Source organism: Bacillus sp. N5-665, from assembly GCF_022637375.2.
Taxonomy (GTDB): Bacteria; Bacillota; Bacilli; order Bacillales; family Bacillaceae_G; genus Bacillus_A; species Bacillus_A wiedmannii.
Genome location: NZ_CP093325.1, coordinates 699,380 through 717,494, shown reverse-complemented (window position 1 = coordinate 717,494; position 18,115 = coordinate 699,380). Strand labels below are relative to the sequence as shown.

The 18,115-nt window shown below is 36.1% G+C and carries 21 protein-coding genes and 1 pseudogene; 10 read left to right on the top strand and 12 right to left on the bottom strand.

The genetic code is table 11. The annotated features are described in order from the left end of the window. Positions 1-2: 2 nt before the first annotated feature. The 7 genes from MNO09_RS06070 to MNO09_RS06040 all read right to left on the bottom strand — a co-directional run bounded on the left by MNO09_RS06070 (position 3) and on the right by MNO09_RS06040 (position 5,913). Positions 3-500 (bottom strand): cation:proton antiporter regulatory subunit, encoded by a 498-nt coding sequence (locus tag MNO09_RS06070; RefSeq protein ID WP_001026048.1) that lies wholly within the window; start codon positions 498-500, stop codon positions 3-5. Positions 501-534: 34 nt separating this feature from the next. After that, positions 535-1,101 carry a tyrosine-type recombinase/integrase gene (locus tag MNO09_RS06065; protein ID WP_000454228.1) on the bottom strand — a complete coding sequence of 189 codons (567 nt, stop codon included), beginning with the start codon at positions 1,099-1,101 and terminating at the stop codon, positions 535-537. Positions 1,102-1,446: 345 nt separating this feature from the next. Further along, positions 1,447-3,306: an FtsX-like permease family protein gene (locus tag MNO09_RS06060; RefSeq protein WP_000897807.1), complete on the bottom strand. Its 1,860-nt coding sequence runs from the start codon at positions 3,304-3,306 to the stop codon at positions 1,447-1,449. 16 nt (positions 3,307-3,322) lie between these two features. Further along, entirely contained in the window at positions 3,323-4,084 is a 762-nt protein-coding gene (locus MNO09_RS06055; RefSeq protein ID WP_000165857.1) for an ABC transporter ATP-binding protein, read from the bottom strand. A gap of 241 nt (positions 4,085-4,325) precedes the next feature. Next, positions 4,326-5,348 carry a DUF418 domain-containing protein gene (locus MNO09_RS06050; RefSeq protein WP_000527740.1) on the bottom strand — a complete coding sequence of 341 codons (1,023 nt, stop codon included), beginning with the start codon at positions 5,346-5,348 and terminating at the stop codon, positions 4,326-4,328. A 136-nt stretch (positions 5,349-5,484) separates the two neighbouring features. Next, positions 5,485-5,634: a hypothetical protein gene (locus MNO09_RS06045; protein ID WP_001129345.1), complete on the bottom strand. Its 150-nt coding sequence runs from the start codon at positions 5,632-5,634 to the stop codon at positions 5,485-5,487. Positions 5,635-5,649: 15 nt separating this feature from the next. Then, complete coding sequence (locus MNO09_RS06040) at positions 5,650-5,913, bottom strand: YtzC family protein (protein ID WP_000840869.1); 264 nt, start codon at positions 5,911-5,913, stop codon at positions 5,650-5,652. 111 nt (positions 5,914-6,024) lie between these two features. On the opposite strand from MNO09_RS06040, the gene mnmL reads away from it, so the two are divergent. The 7 genes and pseudogenes from mnmL to MNO09_RS06005 all read left to right on the top strand — a co-directional run bounded on the left by mnmL (position 6,025) and on the right by MNO09_RS06005 (position 11,987). After that, positions 6,025-6,984 carry a tRNA modification radical SAM protein MnmL/YtqA gene (gene mnmL, locus MNO09_RS06035; RefSeq protein WP_000868026.1) on the top strand — a complete coding sequence of 320 codons (960 nt, stop codon included), beginning with the start codon at positions 6,025-6,027 and terminating at the stop codon, positions 6,982-6,984. Next, on the top strand, positions 6,981-7,553 hold the full coding sequence (mnmM, locus tag MNO09_RS06030) for a tRNA 5-(aminomethyl)-2-thiouridylate-methyltransferase MnmM (RefSeq protein ID WP_000764504.1): 573 nt from the start codon (positions 6,981-6,983) through the stop codon (positions 7,551-7,553). Before mnmL ends, mnmM begins: the two co-directional genes overlap by 4 nt. Positions 7,554-7,817: 264 nt before the next feature. After that, the gene (locus MNO09_RS06025; protein ID WP_000959719.1) at positions 7,818-8,651 is read left to right on the top strand and encodes an ABC transporter ATP-binding protein; all 834 of its coding nucleotides are present in this window, start codon (positions 7,818-7,820) and stop codon (positions 8,649-8,651) included. Between the two features lie 18 nt (positions 8,652-8,669). After that, positions 8,670-9,350, top strand: coding sequence for a hypothetical protein (locus MNO09_RS06020; RefSeq protein WP_000457768.1), 681 nt, complete (start codon positions 8,670-8,672; stop codon positions 9,348-9,350). Between the two features lie 24 nt (positions 9,351-9,374). Beyond that, positions 9,375-10,043 (top strand): aspartate/glutamate racemase family protein, encoded by a 669-nt coding sequence (locus MNO09_RS06015; protein WP_000579319.1) that lies wholly within the window; start codon positions 9,375-9,377, stop codon positions 10,041-10,043. Positions 10,044-10,045: 2 nt separating this feature from the next. Next, positions 10,046-10,570: pseudogene (locus MNO09_RS06010) on the top strand (hypothetical protein). 115 nt (positions 10,571-10,685) lie between these two features. After that, positions 10,686-11,987 (top strand): PepSY-associated TM helix domain-containing protein, encoded by a 1,302-nt coding sequence (locus MNO09_RS06005; RefSeq protein ID WP_000867818.1) that lies wholly within the window; start codon positions 10,686-10,688, stop codon positions 11,985-11,987. Positions 11,988-12,022: 35 nt separating this feature from the next. Here the strand turns inward: MNO09_RS06005 and MNO09_RS06000 are convergent, their stop codons facing one another. The 3 genes from MNO09_RS06000 to MNO09_RS05990 all read right to left on the bottom strand — a co-directional run bounded on the left by MNO09_RS06000 (position 12,023) and on the right by MNO09_RS05990 (position 14,208). Further along, entirely contained in the window at positions 12,023-12,235 is a 213-nt protein-coding gene (locus MNO09_RS06000) for a hypothetical protein (RefSeq protein ID WP_000811315.1), read from the bottom strand. Positions 12,236-12,296: 61 nt separating this feature from the next. Then, positions 12,297-13,361 (bottom strand): tetraprenyl-beta-curcumene synthase, encoded by a 1,065-nt coding sequence (gene tbcS, locus MNO09_RS05995; protein WP_001102481.1) that lies wholly within the window; start codon positions 13,359-13,361, stop codon positions 12,297-12,299. 37 nt (positions 13,362-13,398) lie between these two features. Then, positions 13,399-14,208, bottom strand: coding sequence for an alpha/beta hydrolase (locus MNO09_RS05990; RefSeq protein WP_000267404.1), 810 nt, complete (start codon positions 14,206-14,208; stop codon positions 13,399-13,401). A gap of 74 nt (positions 14,209-14,282) precedes the next feature. Between MNO09_RS05990 and MNO09_RS05985 the strand changes: the two genes are divergently transcribed. The 3 genes from MNO09_RS05985 to MNO09_RS05975 all read left to right on the top strand — a co-directional run bounded on the left by MNO09_RS05985 (position 14,283) and on the right by MNO09_RS05975 (position 16,625). Further along, entirely contained in the window at positions 14,283-14,795 is a 513-nt protein-coding gene (locus tag MNO09_RS05985) for a gamma carbonic anhydrase (RefSeq protein WP_000640203.1), read from the top strand. Positions 14,796-14,936: 141 nt separating this feature from the next. Further along, on the top strand, positions 14,937-15,470 hold the full coding sequence (locus MNO09_RS05980; protein ID WP_088107411.1) for a phosphatase PAP2 family protein: 534 nt from the start codon (positions 14,937-14,939) through the stop codon (positions 15,468-15,470). 12 nt (positions 15,471-15,482) lie between these two features. Then, positions 15,483-16,625 carry a glycosyltransferase family 4 protein gene (locus MNO09_RS05975; RefSeq protein WP_001261611.1) on the top strand — a complete coding sequence of 381 codons (1,143 nt, stop codon included), beginning with the start codon at positions 15,483-15,485 and terminating at the stop codon, positions 16,623-16,625. Between the two features lie 282 nt (positions 16,626-16,907). On the opposite strand, the gene MNO09_RS05970 is transcribed toward MNO09_RS05975, so the two are convergent. Further along, positions 16,908-17,510 carry a molybdenum cofactor guanylyltransferase gene (locus MNO09_RS05970; RefSeq protein WP_000049612.1) on the bottom strand — a complete coding sequence of 201 codons (603 nt, stop codon included), beginning with the start codon at positions 17,508-17,510 and terminating at the stop codon, positions 16,908-16,910. After that, positions 17,507-18,016: a MogA/MoaB family molybdenum cofactor biosynthesis protein gene (locus MNO09_RS05965; protein WP_000115584.1), complete on the bottom strand. Its 510-nt coding sequence runs from the start codon at positions 18,014-18,016 to the stop codon at positions 17,507-17,509. Before MNO09_RS05965 ends, MNO09_RS05970 begins: the two co-directional genes overlap by 4 nt. Positions 18,017-18,115: the final 99 nt, after the last annotated feature.

Below are 18,115 nucleotides of genomic sequence, written 5' to 3'. Positions count from 1 at the left end.
GATTAGGAATCACCTCCTGCTGAAAGCAATTCATTAATAATTCTTTTCACTTCATGTCTTTCACCCGATAATACGAGCATATCGCCAGCTTCAATAATAGAGTCTGGACCTGGATTAAAGAATTTCTTCATATTCTTTTTCAAAATAGCAATAATCGTTACGTTATATGTTTTTCTGACATGTAAGCTACCAATTGTTTGTTGTACTACTGGTGCATTATTCTCCACCTTAAACCATTCAATTGATAATCCTTCAAAAGCCATCTCAATTGTGTCTAGCGCTTGCGGCCTATATACCATTCCGCCTAATATAGCCGCAATTTGTCTCGCTTCAGAATCACGAAGAGAAATGCTTGAAATACTCTCATCGTGATCCGCATCAAAATGATACATTTCTCTTCGACCATCATCATGAATAACGATAACCATTTTTTCATTACCTTTTGTTATCACTTCGAATTTACATCCAATGCCCGGTAGTTCACTCTCTCTAATATTCATATTTTCCGCCTCCTAAAGTTTTTAGTTACGGCTTTTACAAATCTACATCAATCTCTGTTTTAAACTTCTCATCTTTTGAGATTCCTAAATACTTGAGCGTCTCTGATGGAGTTGCGTGATGAAAATGCTTTTGCAATAGCGCAATCGCTATTCCTCTTTTGTACGCATGAAATCCAAATGTTTTTCGCATTGAATTCGTTCCAATCTTTCCAACAATCCCAACCGCTTCAGCTGCGCTATGGATAACACGATACGCTTGTTGGCGCGAGATTGAATTTGTCGTTTTATTAGATTGAAATACGTAGTTTTCTCTTTGAGTATCAATAGATTGTACGTACTCTAAAAGCGCTTCTTTTACTTTTGTATTTAAATAAATATCTTGTTTAAATTTTTCATCTTTTACAGGAAGAGAATAAAACTCTTTAACAGTTCCATCTTCATTTAATACCTCTTCAAATTTCATACTAAGTAGCTCCGTAATCTTTAATCCAGTGTTGATCCCAATAACAAATAAAAGATAATCTCGCTGCGAGTGCTCTTTTAAATACTTTTTCATATCCTCAATTTGGCTTATATCTTTTAATGCCTCTACAACTTCCATACATGTATCTCCTCATCTTATGAACGGTAATTTTCTCATTATCCTGTCCATTTTACCTTATCATGCTATGAGATTTCCATGTATTATCCATTATTTTCACAATATACTCTTACGACAATTTTTCATTTAGAAATTTATGATTGTACAAATACGGTGTGGGTAGAAAAAATAGGGGGGTACAAATTCAGCTTCTTCCTATAGATCGGATTCCTCCTTTCACTTTTCGGTTGCTGATACTCACATACTATGTTACTTATTTATATTATATTATATATTTCAGTAACATTAAAGTGTTTTTTTCTGAAAATACAAAAAGCCGAGCACTTTCACTCGACTTTTTCCCTATTAATCTTCTTTTGGAAGAACAATTCCTTTATACAATTGAACTGTAATGAAGTAATAAATCGCATAAATAACTACAAAAATTACGATTGGTACCCAAATACGGAAGTACGGATCAACTAGAATAAATCCGAAAATATTCATACCAACTAATACGTGAGCGATACCTAGAATTGCTGGGAATAAGAATACTAAGAATAGCTCTTTATAAATCGATTTCGTTAATAACTCACGGCGCACACCGATTTTACGAAGCATTTGATAACGCGTAATATCTTTTGATGCACCAGAAAGAATTTTAAACATTAAACAACTTGCCATCATTGCTAAGAATGCAATACCAAGGAAGAACCCCATAAATACTGTTCCACTCGCAATCCCATAGAACATATCGTAAGTTTGATATTTACTGCTCATTCTTTCAGCTGTTACATTTTTATATTTATCTAGCTGCAACTCGTCAAGTTTTTTCCATTCTTTTGTATATGTTAAAAAGTCTTCTGTTTTTCCGATAAATGCTATACCTTCTTTGCCATTTATCCCATCGTACATTTTTTGATCTACAATTTTAATTGCATGATCTTCGCTTATATAATAGGGATGAATTGTACTAAAAGCATCTACCCATTCTACTGAAAGCTCTTTAGTATTCGCATCTTTTTCATTCATTTCTCTAGAAACTGCACCTACTGGTAGTTCCGCTGAGACGTTCTTTGTATTCACTAAATCCTTCATCGACTTCATATTCGCCATATCTTTTATTAAAGGACGATTTTTCTCTAAATCTTCTTTTACGTAATAAACATATTTATCATCAACTTTGTAACGATATTCATTTTTCTCTTTAAATGTAATACCATCTAAAATTTTCTTTTCTTCAGCTGTTGGATTATGAACTACTGAATCATATATTACTAAACCATCAACCATTTTTATAACGTTATTTTTAAACGCCATACCACCTGAAATCGCACCAGCTCCAAGCGCTACTAACATCGCTACTGTCGCAAGTACTTTCGTTAAACTATTAATGCGGAAATTTAATTGAGCAAATGTAAAAGCGTTAAGCCCTTTTTCACTACGCTTTTTATTACTTTTTAACTTTTTAATAATAACTGGAAGAAGTGATCCAAATAGCATGTAAGTACCAGTTGTTGTTGTAATTAATGCAATAAGGATTCCCATTTCTCTTAGTTTTTCCATATAAATCATTGATGCATAGCCAATTCCTAATAAAATAACAGCAAGGATTGCAACGACACCTGTCATTTTTCCTTTTACTGCAACACGCTCTGTTTGTGCATCTGCATGTACAAGTTGCAGTACAGAAATACGTGATAACTTAATACTGTTCATAATTGCTGATAATACAAATAGTGCGAAGAAGAAAATGCAAGTAACAGTCATAGATGGTAGATAAAATGCTTTATATCCTTCACCAGCGAATTCCAATTGTTTCATTAATAATTGACCGATACCTTCTGCAAGTCCTACACCAACTGTAATACCAATTGCAAGAGACGCAGCACCTAATACAATCGTTTCAATAAACATAAGCAATGTAACTTTATGTTTTTTTGCTCCTAACATCATATACATACCAAACTCTTTTTGACGAAGAGATAATAAGAAAGAGTTCGCATATAAAATATAGAAGAACGTTATAATGGCTAGTAAAAATGAACCTGCTTGGAATACGAATCCAATTGATTGAATAACTGAGTTAGATTCGATAAACGTTTTATTCAGCGCTAACGTTTGGAACATATAAAAAATTGAGATAGACATGACAAGACCAACAAGTAAGACGATATAATCTTTCAGCTTACTTTTCAGCCCCGACATGGAAAGTTTAAATAACATACTGGAACCTCCTTTCTTACGCTTTTTGTGTACCTAAATCTGCAAGTACATCTAAAATTTCTTTGTAGAACTCTTCACGCGTACCACCGCGATGAATTTCTTTATACAGTTCACCGTCTTGAATGAACAAAATACGCTGACAGTAACTTGCACTATACGGATCATGCGTAACCATCATAATCGATACGCTTTGATCTTTATTTAAGTTTGTCATCGCATCAAGTAAGCTCGTTGCATTTTTAGAATCAAGAGCTCCTGTTGGCTCGTCCCCTAAAATAATTGCTGGCTCATGCACAAGCGCGCGCGCTGCTGCTGAACGCTGCTTTTGTCCACCAGATACTTCAGATGGATACTTTTGAAGAATTTCTGTAATCCCTAGCATATTCGCTACTTTCTCTACTTTCGGTCCAATATTACGTGATGAAACACCTTGAAGGGAAAGCGGAAGTGCGATGTTTTCATAAATAGATAAGTTCTCTAATAAGTTAAAGTCTTGGAAGATGAATCCTAATTTTTGTGAGCGGAAATCAGAAAGCTCACCTTGTTTCATTTTCGTAATATCCGTACCCGCAATTTCAACAACGCCGCCCGTTGCTTTATCAAGCGTTGAAATTACATTTAATAATGTCGTTTTACCAGAACCAGATGGTCCCATAATTCCAACAAACTCACCCTCTTGAATTGAGAATGAAACACCTTTTAACGCGTGTGATTGGTTCTCACCTTTTTTACCGTACACTTTTTGAACGTTTTTCACGTCTACAACTGGTTTCGTCATATATATCCTCCTACGCTTGTTTTTCCATTACTTATTTTGCGCCTTTTAGAAGAGAACTGCTATTTGTTAACATTACAATTACCTTACACTTTTGTAATATAAAAAAGGCGTGCGTGTAAGGTTCGTTTTCTTTTGGATCAACCTCATTGATAAATGAAATTTTATCGGCGATTCTCAAAGGAATATCGACTTATCGAAAAAAGATGACAATAAAAATAGACTGTTCCACAAAAGGAACAGTCTATTTCTTTAAAGGTGTTACCGTCCAGTACGTAATAACACGCCAAATCCATTCTAGAGGACCCATCTTAAAGATTTTCATCCAAATTACGCTAAACACAATTTGAATTGCATAAATTGCGATACACACATATAACGTCTGAATATACGTTAAGTTTTCTGCAAAGTTAAATACACTACCAGCAATTAAAATCATTGCAGTTTGTCCGATATAATTCGTTAAAGCCATACGACCGTAGTATTTCAATGGTGCTAACAATGTTTGAACTGGTTTTAACTGAAGTAATAAAATTAATGCTCCTACATAGAAAGCTGAAATAATTGGTCCAACTGTAACACCAATTTTTAAGAATTGACCTGCAGCTTCCATTGTTCCATCTTCATTCATAATTATCATATTTACAAATGGATTAGCAGGAACATGCCCATATTGATACCATATAGCTACTACACTTAAAACAAACATAATGCCTGTAAAAATAGCGACTTGTTTGATTTTCACTGAAAGATTTTCAAACACTTTATACTGCCCTGCAGCAAGACCTAATAAAATTAAACCTAATGGTAATAATTCCTTAGCTGCCATAATACTAAAAGCTATCGTAAGAATAAGACCAATTACTAAATTCACTTCTTTTTTCGCTTTATAAAACGGTAAAACGACTAATCCACAAATTGCGTATAAGGCTAGTGCTTCTCCAGGCTGAAACATTTGATGAATTAAACCAAAAATAAATAGTGCAACTACGCGGCGTAGAAATAGAACGTACCCATTCTTCCCTTTCGCAATCGCTCTTGTAATGAAGATGTAGAATCCTACTCCAAATAAGAATGAGAAAATCGAGAAGAAACGACCTTCCACAAATAAGTATAGAAACCTTTGATAACTAGCATCTACTGTATTAGGATCTGGCACTTTAATATTCAGTAGCGCTAGAATATTTACTAAAATAATCCCCAGTAATGCGAAGCCACGAATGTAATCTAACTCATCAATTCGTTTGTTTGTAATGTTGTTCCCCATAAAGCAACTCCTTGTCCAAAATTTAATCCTCCCTTACTCTACTGGAAAAGTAAGCTTACAACTATCAGCAAACCTTACAGAAATCTTACATTATTGTCATATAGCAAAATAAAACCAGGTCATATTGCGACCTGGTTTACTCTGATTGTTTTGATCTTTGAGGTTGTCCTTTTTTACTATTACGCTGCTTCACTTGCACAACCGGATCAAGCTCATTTGAAAACTCAGCGTTATGTCCATTTTGCGTTTTTTGCTCTGGGTTATTTTGATCTGAACGTTTCGCCATTACATTCACTCCTTATTAGTGCGGTGTAATAATCATTTGATGTTGCAGTTGGCGAATTGCCATGCGTGCTCTATTTAACTGCTCACGTTGCTCATCATTCGCATGTTGCTGCATCGTTTGTAAATCGTTATATGCTTGTTCTAATTGTAACTGTGCATCTGAATACTCCATCGTATTATAATGCTCTTGTCTCATACCTTGATCTAATTGTTCTTTCGCATATTCCACCGCTTGCTCTGCTTGTGTAATATACGATTCAAGTGATTGACGCTCTGCCATAATTGTCCCTCCTTGCTTCAATTCCCCTTTAGTGTGTCCCTTCCATCTGAACCTTATGAGTATGTTATAATGGATTTTGTTTCATTTTGACTCGTCTTAGGAGGGAAAGTAATGAAGGTTCAAAACCCTTTTCCATATACAAACGACAATAAACGTTATCATACATGGAATTACCATTTACGAAATGAATTTGGTGAAAAAATCTTTAAAGTTTCATTAGATGCTGGCTTCGATTGCCCGAACCGTGACGGTACAGTTGCTTATGGCGGTTGTACATTTTGCAGCGCTGCTGGATCTGGTGACTTCGCTGGCGATCGCCGCGATGATGTTATAACGCAATATCATGAAATGAAAGAGAAAATGCGCTCAAAGTGGAAAGATGGCAAATGTATCGCTTATTTCCAAGCATACACAAATACACACGCACCACTTGAAGTGTTAAAAGAAAAATTCGAACCGCTTCTAGCAGAAAAAGACGTTGTCGGTCTTTCTATTGCGACTCGTCCAGATTGTTTACCTGACGATGTCGTTGAATATTTAGCGGCCTTAAATAAACGCACGTATCTTTGGGTTGAACTTGGACTACAAACCGTTCATGAACGCACTGCAAACCTTATTAATCGCGCTCATGACTACCCATCTTACGTGGAAGGCGTAAATAAATTACGTAAGCACGGCATTAGAGTTTGCTCTCATATTATTAACGGTCTTCCCCTTGAAGATTACGACATGATGATGGAAACAGCTCGTGAAGTAGCGAAGCTTGATGTACAAGGAATTAAAATTCATTTACTTCATTTATTAAAAGGAACGCCAATGGTGAAGCAATATGAAAAAGGACAACTAGAATTCCTTTCTCTTGAGGATTACGTAAGTCTCGTTGTTGACCAACTTGAAATGATTCCAGAAGACGTAATTGTGCACCGCATCACAGGTGACGGCCCACCTGATTTAATGATTGGTCCCATGTGGAGCTTAAATAAATGGGAAGTATTAAATTCCATCGATGCAGAATTTGTACGCCGCGGAAGCTGGCAAGGAAAATATGCAAATGAGGAGAAACAAAAATGAAATTAGAACGTGTATTACCGTTTGCTCGCACACTCTTGCAAACGACTGTTAAAGAAGGCGATTACGCTGTAGATGCAACACTTGGAAATGGTCATGATACTTGCTTCCTAGCTGAAATTGTTGGAGATAACGGAAAAGTATTTGGATTTGATATTCAAAAAGAAGCAATTGAAAGTTCTACTATCCGTCTAAAAGAAAAAAAACTTTTCGAGCGTACTGTTTTAGTTCACGATAGTCACGATACACTTGCATCCATATTGCCAGAAGATGCGAAAGGAAAAGTAACAGGCGCAATCTTCAACTTAGGTTACCTTCCAGGTGGAGACAAACACATCGTTACAAAGCCGAACTCAACAATCTCGGCAATTGAACAATTACTAGAAGTAATGGCACCTGAAGGAATCATCGTCCTTGTCATTTACCACGGACACCCAGAAGGACAAGTAGAACGCGACGCTGTTCTCAAATTTGCAGAAGAACTAGACCAAAAACAAGCTCACGTACTGCGATATGGCTTCATTAACCAGCAAAATAACCCGCCATTTATTGTAGCGATTGAGAAGCGATAAAGTGAAACTTTAATCAGCCCTCACCAATCGGGAATTTGCTTGAGAATTATATCAACGATTTTTCAATTATATCTATCGTAACTCCCAATATATCAAAGATTTTTTCGATATATCTATCATAACTTACAAAATATCAACGATTTTTCAGATATATCGATCGTTCGACAAAACATAACAAAAAAAGACGTGCACTCATTGCACGTCTTCTTCTTATTCTCCTATATAATGGATGTATACAATATTTGAAGAAAGAAGGATAGAACTTTGCTAGTAGAACTAAGGGGAATTCAAAAGAAGTATGGCAAATCACTTATACTAGACAACATTGATTTATCCATTCCAGAAGGAGAAGCACTCGCTATTATTGGCGGGAACGGGACTGGAAAAAGTAATCTACTCAAAATAATTGCAGGATTTATTTCACCTACGGCAGGGACACTTCAAAAAAAAGAACATATACAAATTGGCTATGTACCTGAACATTTTCCTGAAGGGATTCGTTTTACGTTAGAAGATTATCTATATCATCTCGGCCACATTCACGGTTTATCAACAAAATATTTAAAAGATAAAATTCCGATGCTTCTTGAATCTTTTCATTTACATCATGCAAGACATTCCGTTGTACGAAACTTTTCAAAAGGTATGAAACAAAAAACTGGTATTATGCAAGCATTGCTTACGGACGTCCATTTATTAATTTTAGATGAACCTCTTTCTGGGCTCGATCCTAACTCTCAGCAAGAATTGGAACATATTTTACTCTCATTAAAACGACAAGGCATATCTATACTCTTCACATGTCACGAAAAGCAACTATTAGAAAACTTCGCCGATAGAATTGTGACGTTAGCAAATCATACAATCAAGGAAAATATCTCTGTGCAAAAATTAGCAGAACAAGTCTATATTGAAGCAATTGTTCACGAAACATTTTCAGCGATAGAACTACGGAAACAATTAGGATTTATACACGTTGTACACAATTCAAATCAAAACCTTATTCAATTACAAATCGAAAAAGAATATACAAACGAAATGCTTCAGTTTTTATTACATAAAAAAGCATCTATCACACTGCTACAACCTAACTTTTAAATCGAAAGAAGGTTTATTATGTTCGCGCTTATTCGTTACCATTTTCTCGACTATACAAAATCGTATAAGTACGTCCCTCCTATTGCGATGTACTTTGTGAGCTTACTTTTTGTATATACATATAAACCGACTCCTATTGTACCAACATACTTAGAAACAGCTCTCGCCCTTTATTTATTATCTGCCTGGATTACAATCACAATTTTTCATACTGAAGACCCTGTACAAGAACAAATTACTATTTCTCATACAAATAATATTTCAGCATTATACGTTGGTAAATATATTACAGCTCTTCTCATTTGTACTGTTTTATCTTTTATATCCGTAATCTATCCAATTTTTTTGCAAATGTTTAATGAAGAAATGACAGTTTCTTTATTTTTAGTCGGATTTCTCGCTCACATGTCTTTCTCTATACTAGGAATTTCAATTGCAACTTTATTTACTAGAAATATGATTCAAAAAGCAAGCACAGCTTGGCTTAGCCTGACATTTATATTACTTATAACGATCGCCTCAATCCGGTTTAAGAAAGAGTTTCTATGGTTTTTACCACCTGTCGAAAGCTTCCTAATGCTTGGACAATACAAATATAATATACTGACTCACACGCTATGGCTCACAGCTTGGGCTATCGTATATTCATTTTTATTACTTACTTTATTTCTTTTTGTCATTCGCAAAAAACGTTTTTAATTACATATTAAAGGAGACAAACCAATGATCGGAATACTAGCAGGAATGGGACCAAAATCAACTGGACCATTCGTCGATACAGTTGTAGCAGGGTGCCAAACAATATACGGAGCAAAGCATGATATGGACTTTCCTCATATGATGATTTATTCTTGCCCAACACCGTTTTACATGGATCACCCTATTAATCACGAAGCAATGAAAAAAGCGATTATTGAAGGGGCACAAAAACTTGAAAGTACTGGCGTAGAATTTATCGCTATGCCTTGTAATACGGCGCATCTTTATTTTGAAGAATTACAACGTTCTATTTCTATTCCTATTTTGAATATAGTCGACGAGACGTTACAAGCTATTCCTGAAACTGCAAAAAGAGTCGCTCTTCTCGCAACAGAAGCGACAATTCAAGCTGGTATTTACCAAGACGGGATTGCAAAACGTAATATAGAGTACATTCATCATGAAAAATGGCAAGAAATGATTAATCAAATTATTACTTATATTAAATCTGGAGAAATTAAAGAAGCTCGCAAATTGTGGAATGCGCTCATTTTACAGTTGGAAGATGAAGTAGATACCGCTATTATCGCATGTACTGATTTGAATGTTGTGGCGAGTGAGGATTTTGTTGATTCCTCCCAATGTCTTGCTGAGGCGGTTGTGAAGATGTATGCAGAAACTATAAGGAGGTAACAATGAACATACCTTTTGAAATGGGGTACACATTTGATGAAAACCTTAGAGAAAAACCTATATCCCTTGCTGAAATGAAGCAAGGGATTGTGTTTTTGAAAGAGCATTTACATAAAAAATCGTTATATGGAAAAAACTGCGGCTTAATTGGCGTTTATGAACGAATCGCTGGCAACCTTTCTGAAAGTAAGTATTACGTACAGGAAGCAATTGCATATTATACAAATTTAAATAATAAAGAAGGACTCTTTGTTAACAAACTACGTCTCGCACACACATACCATTGGGAATAAAATTTCCATACGGCAAATACACTATTTACCGAACTTCAACATATGTTGCCGAACGTTCCTAGTTATGAAGACTTCTTCTACCAACATTACGGAAAAAGTAAATTAGATGAGGGTGACTTCCACACCGCCCTTACTTATTTTCAAAAGGCACTTCAAATTAGGCTACAAAAAGGAAATGAAGAGCTAATTCATTCAACTAAGCTTTGCATTGCGTATTGTATGTCTTGCCGATAAAATCTGCCCTAAAAACTTTTAACTTTCTTCACAATTCTTTCAAAGTAATCACACTTAATCTCGCTATATTAAATAAGTAGTTATTCATATAGGGAAGGTTAGGGGAACTGAAAGTATGAAAGTAAATCGTTCGCTTCATTACATTTTTTGGCGTTGGCATTTTTATGCCGGGCTTTTTATTACGCCGCTTCTTATTACATTGTCACTGAGCGGAATTGGGTATTTATTTCGGGAAGAGGTTGAAGATTTCATCTATAAAGATTTATATTTTGGGAAGAGTGCCCAAACAGAGTCTATTTCGATGGCTGATTCGCTTTTCTTAACAGAGAAAAAATATCCACATTATAGTGTGGCGAAAATTAGTGAGTTTAATGGGGATTATAATACGAGGCTTACTATTGCAAATGAATATACTGGGCAACAAAAATATGTGTATCTAGATAGCAATAATCAAATTGTTGGAGATCAAAATGCAAGTGAAACGTTTGCCAATATAATGAGGGAATTACATAGTTCTCTTTTAGTTGGTGGTACTGTCATTAACTACATTGTAGAGCTTGCGGCATGCTGGACAATCTTTTTAATTTTTACTGGGTTGTATATGAGTATACGCCAGTTCAAAAACACACCAGCATCCAATAGGCGAGAAAAAGCAAAACGACGTCATTCTATTATCGGTATTATATTTACAATTCCACTCATTCTGCTAGTCGCATCTGGATTACCTTGGTCAGGATTTATGGGTAACCAAATTTATAAAATCGCATCGTCGAATGAATCGATTGGATATCCAAAGTTGTATATGGCACCGCCTGAATCGAAGGTAAAAGAATTGCCGTGGGCAACAAGAAAAGAAGCTCCTCCTGAATCGAATTCAAATGAGCCAAAAGCCATTTCAATTGATGAGTTACAAAAAGGAATTGAAATAAAGAAGCCATATGTTATCTCACTACCGGCTGATCCGAAAGGTGTATTCACCGTTTCGAAATCAAGCGGTTCCGGTATTACGGGTATGCATGTCGCACCAAATGAAGAAATAACAGCTTATTTTGATCAATATAGCGGAGAGCTTATTTCCAAAACGGACTATCGTGATTATGGCTTATTTGCACAATGGTTCACTTACGGTATCCCGCTTCACGAAGGACATTTATTCGGATGGCCAAATAAAATATTATGCTTACTAACGACATTATCTTTATTACTTCTCATTTATTACGGAATAAAAATGTGGTTAGCAAGAAAACCAAAAGGAAAATTAGCCGCACCGCCAAAGCAAAGAGATAAGAAAAGCATAATCGTTTTCTTTATCATGATGGTTATACTAGGCGCTGTCATGCCTTTATTCGGACTATCTGTGTTAGTTATTTTCGCGATTGAACTTCTTATATATGTATTTTCAAAAATACGATCATAATAAAAAGCATTTGTACTCCCGTGTACAAATGCTTTTTATTTACTATTTTCTTTTTTTCTACTACTTATTAAAAAGATAATATCTAATATGATAATCAATGCGATGATAATTTGAGCCATATAATCCATTGTAGTAGGACCACCCGCTTTATTCATCATCATATACATTCCAGTTACAAATGAAATGGAAAGTAGGACGAGTAATGTTACTTCAATATTGTCATATAACTTTCGAAACAATTGCTTCATTTTACCACCACCTTTACCATATTATAACAAGAAAACCACTCTACAAGAGTGGTTTTCTTCATCACTGCGCCATTTTCTTTCGGTACATCTTCCCGTTCCAATAGAAGAATCGTGAAGTAAGCCCTCCGTATTTTACAATGCGCCGTGCCATTTTGTGCATATTCTTTTGTGCTGATACTTTTTGATCTGATAAATAAATACCAAGTAACCCTCGGCTTATGAGACGATGAAACTTCGCATGAGGTAAATCACCAATGCTCTTCTCTGCTTCTTCTACAAAATGTTTCATACGATCTAATATCGCTTGCTCGTTTTCATAATAACTACAGAAATTCAAATCCCCGCCTATACGGTCTTCTTCTTGATCGATGAAATAATCAAGTAAAATGTGAAGTCCTTGTACGTAAGGGAAGTATCCTTGTCTAATTTTCGCAATATCTTCATCATGTAATTCATCATGAAATGCATATGCTACAAGACAGAAGATCCCAAGTGTAGAACCGGCACATGCTGAAAATTCAAACCAACTCATCTCTGGTAAGTTTTCTTTATGTGCTTCAAACCATGTTTTTAAGCGTGGTTCTCTTTCTTCTAACTTCACGTGTTTATGAATTTGCAAATCACAATAATAACAAGCAAGTTCATGAAGAACAGGAGCAATTTTGTCATAGTGCTTCGTTTTCTTTAAAACATCTTGGCATGTTTCAACAAGTTCATCTAAATAACCACCATCGTCTTGATCATCACGATAGCGATAATAATTACCGCCACCTTCTACTTCAGGTGATAATGCCATTAACATAGATTCATGCAGTGCGGCAAAATCATTTGGGTCAAGTGATGTACTGCGGTCACATAAATTATCTAAATAATCGCTGATTGTTTGATACGCTACGATAAAACGAATGCATTCCTCTCGGTGCTCATTTGCTAGCAGTGCTAAAATACCACCGCCTTCGCAATGAAACGTTTTATTCTCAATACTTGCGATTGCCTGACTATGAAGCTCATCATTCGGAATATGGTAGGCACGCTCTTTCCACACCGCTAGCTCATGGTGTACTACCGGAAACACATCACGGTATACTTTCGCCATGAGCGTTATGGGATTACTCGGTACGTTCACTTCTTCCTTCATCTCCTCTATTCAATGTACAAATAATTTACTTATTTGTTTCTATTATGTTATTGATGCGTATTTCAGTAAATGACTGAATATAATTCAAAATTTCATCACGCTCATACTCATTTAATAACTCGTGATAACAATTCGGCCATTCTTTAAAAGCCTTATCACTCATTTTAACATTATCAAACCACATGCGGACACGTGTTTTATCTACAAGTTTATCCTCACAAGCCTGCATTAGCAAGAGCGGAACATCTGGAAAATCATCTATTTTTTTATGAGCAATTTCGATAGACTTAATCAATTCACTATACCAACGTACTGATACTTTGCGCAAGAACAATGAATCATTCTCCATCGCGTCCCGAACTTCATGATTACGAGTGGACATTTCCACTGTAAGATTCGTTGCAAATTGCAATTTTGGTGCAACAACATTTAATATTTTTGAGGCAACTTGAAGCGGTGCTGAAGGTCCAGCTACTACGCCTAAACATGGCGAACTTAAAATAATGCCGTCTACATCTTCTCTCTTCGTTTCTTGCATCATACGAATGACAATAAGACCACCCATACTATGACCAAATATAAAAATAGGTAACCTATACTTTCTTGCCTCTTTCACCCACAATTTAACTTCCTCTATGTATTCATCAAATGAATCAATATGTCCTCTATTTCTTGAAGTCGTTCCATGTGACGGAAGGTCCCCCATTACGACGTGGTAGCCGATATGATTCCACATTTCCGCAACGGCTTCGTAACGTCCGTGATATTCCATTGCGCCGTGCACGATAACAACGACAGCTTTCGCTTTCGCTTCCTCTGCTTCATAATTCCACATACGGCTCTCCTCCATTTCACTCTTTCTCATAATTTGATACACTAAAACTAGTCTCTAGGAAAGGAAGGCTTTACATGATATACCCTTACAAAGAAAAAAATCCGAAAATTGCGAGTAGTGCTTTTATCGCTGACTATGTTACCATTACAGGCGATGTTTCCATTGGTGAGGAATCAAGTATTTGGTTTAATACAGTCATACGCGGCGATGTGTCACCAACAATCATTGGAGACCGAGTAAATGTACAAGACCAATGTACACTTCATCAAAGCCCGCAGTACCCTCTTATTTTAGAAAACGATGTTACAGTTGGGCATCAAGTTATTTTACATAGCTGTCATATTAAAAAAGATGCTTTAATTGGAATGGGATCTATTATATTAGATGGTGCTGAAATTGGTGAAGGAGCCTTTATCGGTGCTGGAAGCCTCGTTTCTCAAGGAAAGAAAATCCCGCCAAACACGTTAGCGTTCGGTCGCCCAGCGAAAGTCGTTCGTGAGTTAACAGAGGAAGACCGTAAAGACATGGAGCGAATTCGCACACAATATGTTGAAAAAGGTCAATACTATAAATCATTACAGAAATAAATTTCCGCTGCCATAAGATTGGCAGCTTTTTTGATGAAAACTAACTTTTTCTTTACAAAACATTATTACTCCCTCAATAAAATCTTATTAAAATAAAAGCTAATATCTCCATATATATGTAAACGAGGGAGGAGAATTTTCATGAAGGTCAGTGGACTATATAAAATAGAATGTTACATTTTCAAAGGAATTAACCGATACTTTGATCAAAAAACATTAAATATCTTTTTCAGCAATATTACTCATATAGGTGGTGCTACTTTCTCAATCGCACTCACACTTTTCTTTTTAATTTTTGCAAAAGGGACTTTGCATCAAGCTGCAATCGCAACTGCTATTTCTTTAGCAATTAGCCATATTCCTGTGCAAATATTAAAAAGATGGTATCCGCGAAAACGTCCTTATTTAACAATTCAGGATGCGAAATATCCAGTCCATCCATTAAAAGACCACTCTTTCCCGTCTGGTCATACAACAGCCGTTTTCTCTGTCCTTATTCCATTTGTTTGCTATAATCCAAGCTTATTTGCTTTTCTATTACCGTTAGCATTATGCATTGGTATTTCTCGCATTTATTTAGGGCTTCACTATCCGTCTGATGTATTCGTCGGTATGTGCCTCGGCACTTGCTCTGGCATCATCTCTTTTTATCAATTCATCCCACTTTTCACATAAAGGAGTGATATGATGAGAGTCGCCATTTTTACCGATACTTTTACGCCACAAGTCAACGGGGTTGCGAAAACACTAGAACGATTAACACGTTACTTTCAGAAAGAAAAGATCGCCTATTCTGTTTTCGCCCCTCAGCATACAGCTGAAGATAATTTCGTAGCTAATGTGAACAAGATGAGAAGTATCCCGTTAACAATATTATATCCAGAATGCCGCTTTTCTTTTCCTACTCCGCGCATTAAACGAGAACTTCTTTCCTTTAAACCTGACATTATTCACATTGCCACACCTTTCAACATGGGACTTTGTGGATTGTATTATGCAAAAAAGTTAAACATCCCAGTTGTCGGTTCTTATCATACTGATTTCGATGCTTATTTACGCTATTACAAAATTGAATTTCTCTCTAACATGCTTTGGAACTATTTAAAATGGTTTCATAGTCATATGCAAAAAAATTTCGTTCCTTCTTTTGAAACGTTACACCAACTCAAAAATAAAGGCTTTCAGGCCCTCTCCATATGGGGACGGGGTGTAGATTGCACACTCTTTCATCCATCTTACAATACAGACCTATTCCGAAAAAAATATAATATTACAGCAAAGTATGTCCTTTCCTATGTTGGACGGATTGCCCCTGAAAAAGATATTGATACGTTGCAACACCTTATCGTGCAAACAGCGCGTACTCGAAACGACATTCATTGGCTCATCGCAGGAGACGGTCCTCTAGCAACAAATTTACGTGAATCTGTTCCGAAAACAAATGTCACTTTTACTGGATATTTACAAGGTAAGGATTTAGCTGAAGCATATGCTTGTTCTAACATCATGGTATTTCCATCCGCTACTGAAACGTTCGGAAATGTCGTACTCGAATCACTTGCATGCGGAACACCTGTCATTGGTGCAAATAGTGGCGGGGTTAAAAATATTATTACAGATGGAAAAACGGGAGTTCTTTGCCCCTCCAAACATGCGGATTCATTTCTATCATCCATCCATTCTTTATTGCAAAATGAACAGAAACTAATGCAAATGGGGCTAGCTGCTACGTCTTATGCCAAATCAAAAAGCTGGGATGAAATCTTTCGTGGCTTACTTGACCAATATGAAGAAGTCCTTCAGCATAACGCATCAGAATTACTCGCTTAAACAGAAAAACTCCCTTCAAAAAACGAAGGGAGTTTATTAAACAGTTATAAATTTTAGTTTACTAAATGATACATTAGGTGAAATATCTATTTATTTTCATATCCATTATAACAAAAAGATACATAACTAAACATACTTGTAATAAAAACCCATAAAAATTAATATATGGTTATATAGTATTTTTACTGTATGGTGATTTTAAGCGATTCCCCTTAAAATCAACTTACTCACATACCTTTATACAGTAATTGTTCCCCAATTTCTGTATATCAAAAAAACCTTTCATTCATTTGAAAGGTTTTTTTGAGCCTGCACATATTCTTCTTTCGTATTCACATTTATAAACCAATCCGCATTCGCTTGTACATCTTCACCAGCAATATATTTCACATTACATTGCGATAAAAGCTGGCCCATACTTCTTTTTTCTTCCTGAAGCAAAGCATAAAGCTTTTCTTTGACACGGTTATGATACGCTGCAAGTAACGGTTGTTTTCTTCCATTAATAATAGGTACAACCGCATCATATTCATAACTCGTTTGCTCCAGCAAAATGGTAAACCATTCATGCGAAACATTCGGCGCATCGCAAGGCATAATAGCGTACCAATCTGCTTCTATATATTCCATTCCTGATACAATTCCAGCAAGTGGTCCATTTCCTTTATAATGCGGAATATCTTCTATAACAGGAACTTGTACGAGTTGCTCTACTCGCTCTTTTATATCGGAGTTACTAATGACCACAACTTCTTGTAACGCAGTTGTCATCACTTTCAAAATATGCTCAATAAAAGTACTACCTTGCCAGCTCGCTAACGCTTTCGGCTCACCGAATCGACTCGACATACCACCTGCCAATACAATTCCAGCATACTTACTCATTGGCGATGCAGCTCAAATGTAATATGACCTAATTCCGGTAAAATTAACTTATTCATCGCAAGACGAACTGCTCCGCTAGACCCTGGCATGGAAAAGACAACTTTGCGCCCAACTGTACCGCCAATCGCTCTACTTAACATTGCGCTGCTTCCGATATCTTCTAAATAACTAATCATGCGGAACAACTCACCAAACCCGACAATTTCTTTATCTAATAACGCTGACACTGCTTCAATCGTCACATCACGTTTCGTAATACCAGTACCTCCATTTGTTAACACGACATCAACATCTTCCCTATGATAACCAGCTAACACTGCTTGCTGAATACTTTCTTTATCATCTTTTACAATTTCATAAGAGGTCACTGTATGGCCTGCTTCTTTTAACAATTCATGTAATAGTTGTCCGCTCTTATCTGTCTCTTCCGTACGTGTATCGGAAATCGTCACGACCTTACAACGCACTTCTTTTGGCGCTTGTTTTTTATGTTCATTGACACTCATTTTTCATCTTCCCTTTCATTTTCTTGTAAACTTATGTATGAAGCAAAGAATTCAACATGATACAATATAAGTACATTTATCTATATAAAGGATCTTATT

Bases quoted from the DNA above. Each gene is read 5' to 3' on its own strand.
- MNO09_RS05970 (WP_000049612.1), bottom strand. From the start codon at position 17,510: ATGAGTAAGTATGCTGGAATTGTATTGGCAGGTGGTATGTCGAGTCGA.
- MNO09_RS06055 (WP_000165857.1), bottom strand. From the start codon at position 4,084: ATGACGAAACCAGTTGTAGACGTGAAAAACGTTCAAAAAGTGTACGGT.
- MNO09_RS06000 (WP_000811315.1), bottom strand. From the start codon at position 12,235: ATGAAGCAATTGTTTCGAAAGTTATATGACAATATTGAAGTAACATTA.
- MNO09_RS06020 (WP_000457768.1), top strand. From the start codon at position 8,670: ATGTTCGCGCTTATTCGTTACCATTTTCTCGACTATACAAAATCGTAT.
- MNO09_RS06015 (WP_000579319.1), top strand. From the start codon at position 9,375: ATGATCGGAATACTAGCAGGAATGGGACCAAAATCAACTGGACCATTC.
- MNO09_RS06005 (WP_000867818.1), top strand. From the start codon at position 10,686: ATGAAAGTAAATCGTTCGCTTCATTACATTTTTTGGCGTTGGCATTTT.
- mnmL (WP_000868026.1), top strand. From the start codon at position 6,025: ATGAAGGTTCAAAACCCTTTTCCATATACAAACGACAATAAACGTTAT.
- MNO09_RS06050 (WP_000527740.1), bottom strand. From the start codon at position 5,348: ATGGGGAACAACATTACAAACAAACGAATTGATGAGTTAGATTACATT.
- MNO09_RS05975 (WP_001261611.1), top strand. From the start codon at position 15,483: ATGAGAGTCGCCATTTTTACCGATACTTTTACGCCACAAGTCAACGGG.
- MNO09_RS05985 (WP_000640203.1), top strand. From the start codon at position 14,283: ATGATATACCCTTACAAAGAAAAAAATCCGAAAATTGCGAGTAGTGCT.
- MNO09_RS05965 (WP_000115584.1), bottom strand. From the start codon at position 18,016: ATGAGTGTCAATGAACATAAAAAACAAGCGCCAAAAGAAGTGCGTTGT.
- MNO09_RS06070 (WP_001026048.1), bottom strand. From the start codon at position 500: ATGAATATTAGAGAGAGTGAACTACCGGGCATTGGATGTAAATTCGAA.
- MNO09_RS05980 (WP_088107411.1), top strand. From the start codon at position 14,937: ATGAAGGTCAGTGGACTATATAAAATAGAATGTTACATTTTCAAAGGA.
- MNO09_RS06060 (WP_000897807.1), bottom strand. From the start codon at position 3,306: ATGTTATTTAAACTTTCCATGTCGGGGCTGAAAAGTAAGCTGAAAGAT.
- MNO09_RS06045 (WP_001129345.1), bottom strand. From the start codon at position 5,634: ATGGCGAAACGTTCAGATCAAAATAACCCAGAGCAAAAAACGCAAAAT.
- MNO09_RS06040 (WP_000840869.1), bottom strand. From the start codon at position 5,913: ATGGCAGAGCGTCAATCACTTGAATCGTATATTACACAAGCAGAGCAA.
- MNO09_RS05990 (WP_000267404.1), bottom strand. From the start codon at position 14,208: ATGTGGAATTATGAAGCAGAGGAAGCGAAAGCGAAAGCTGTCGTTGTT.
- MNO09_RS06065 (WP_000454228.1), bottom strand. From the start codon at position 1,101: ATGGAAGTTGTAGAGGCATTAAAAGATATAAGCCAAATTGAGGATATG.
- mnmM (WP_000764504.1), top strand. From the start codon at position 6,981: ATGAAATTAGAACGTGTATTACCGTTTGCTCGCACACTCTTGCAAACG.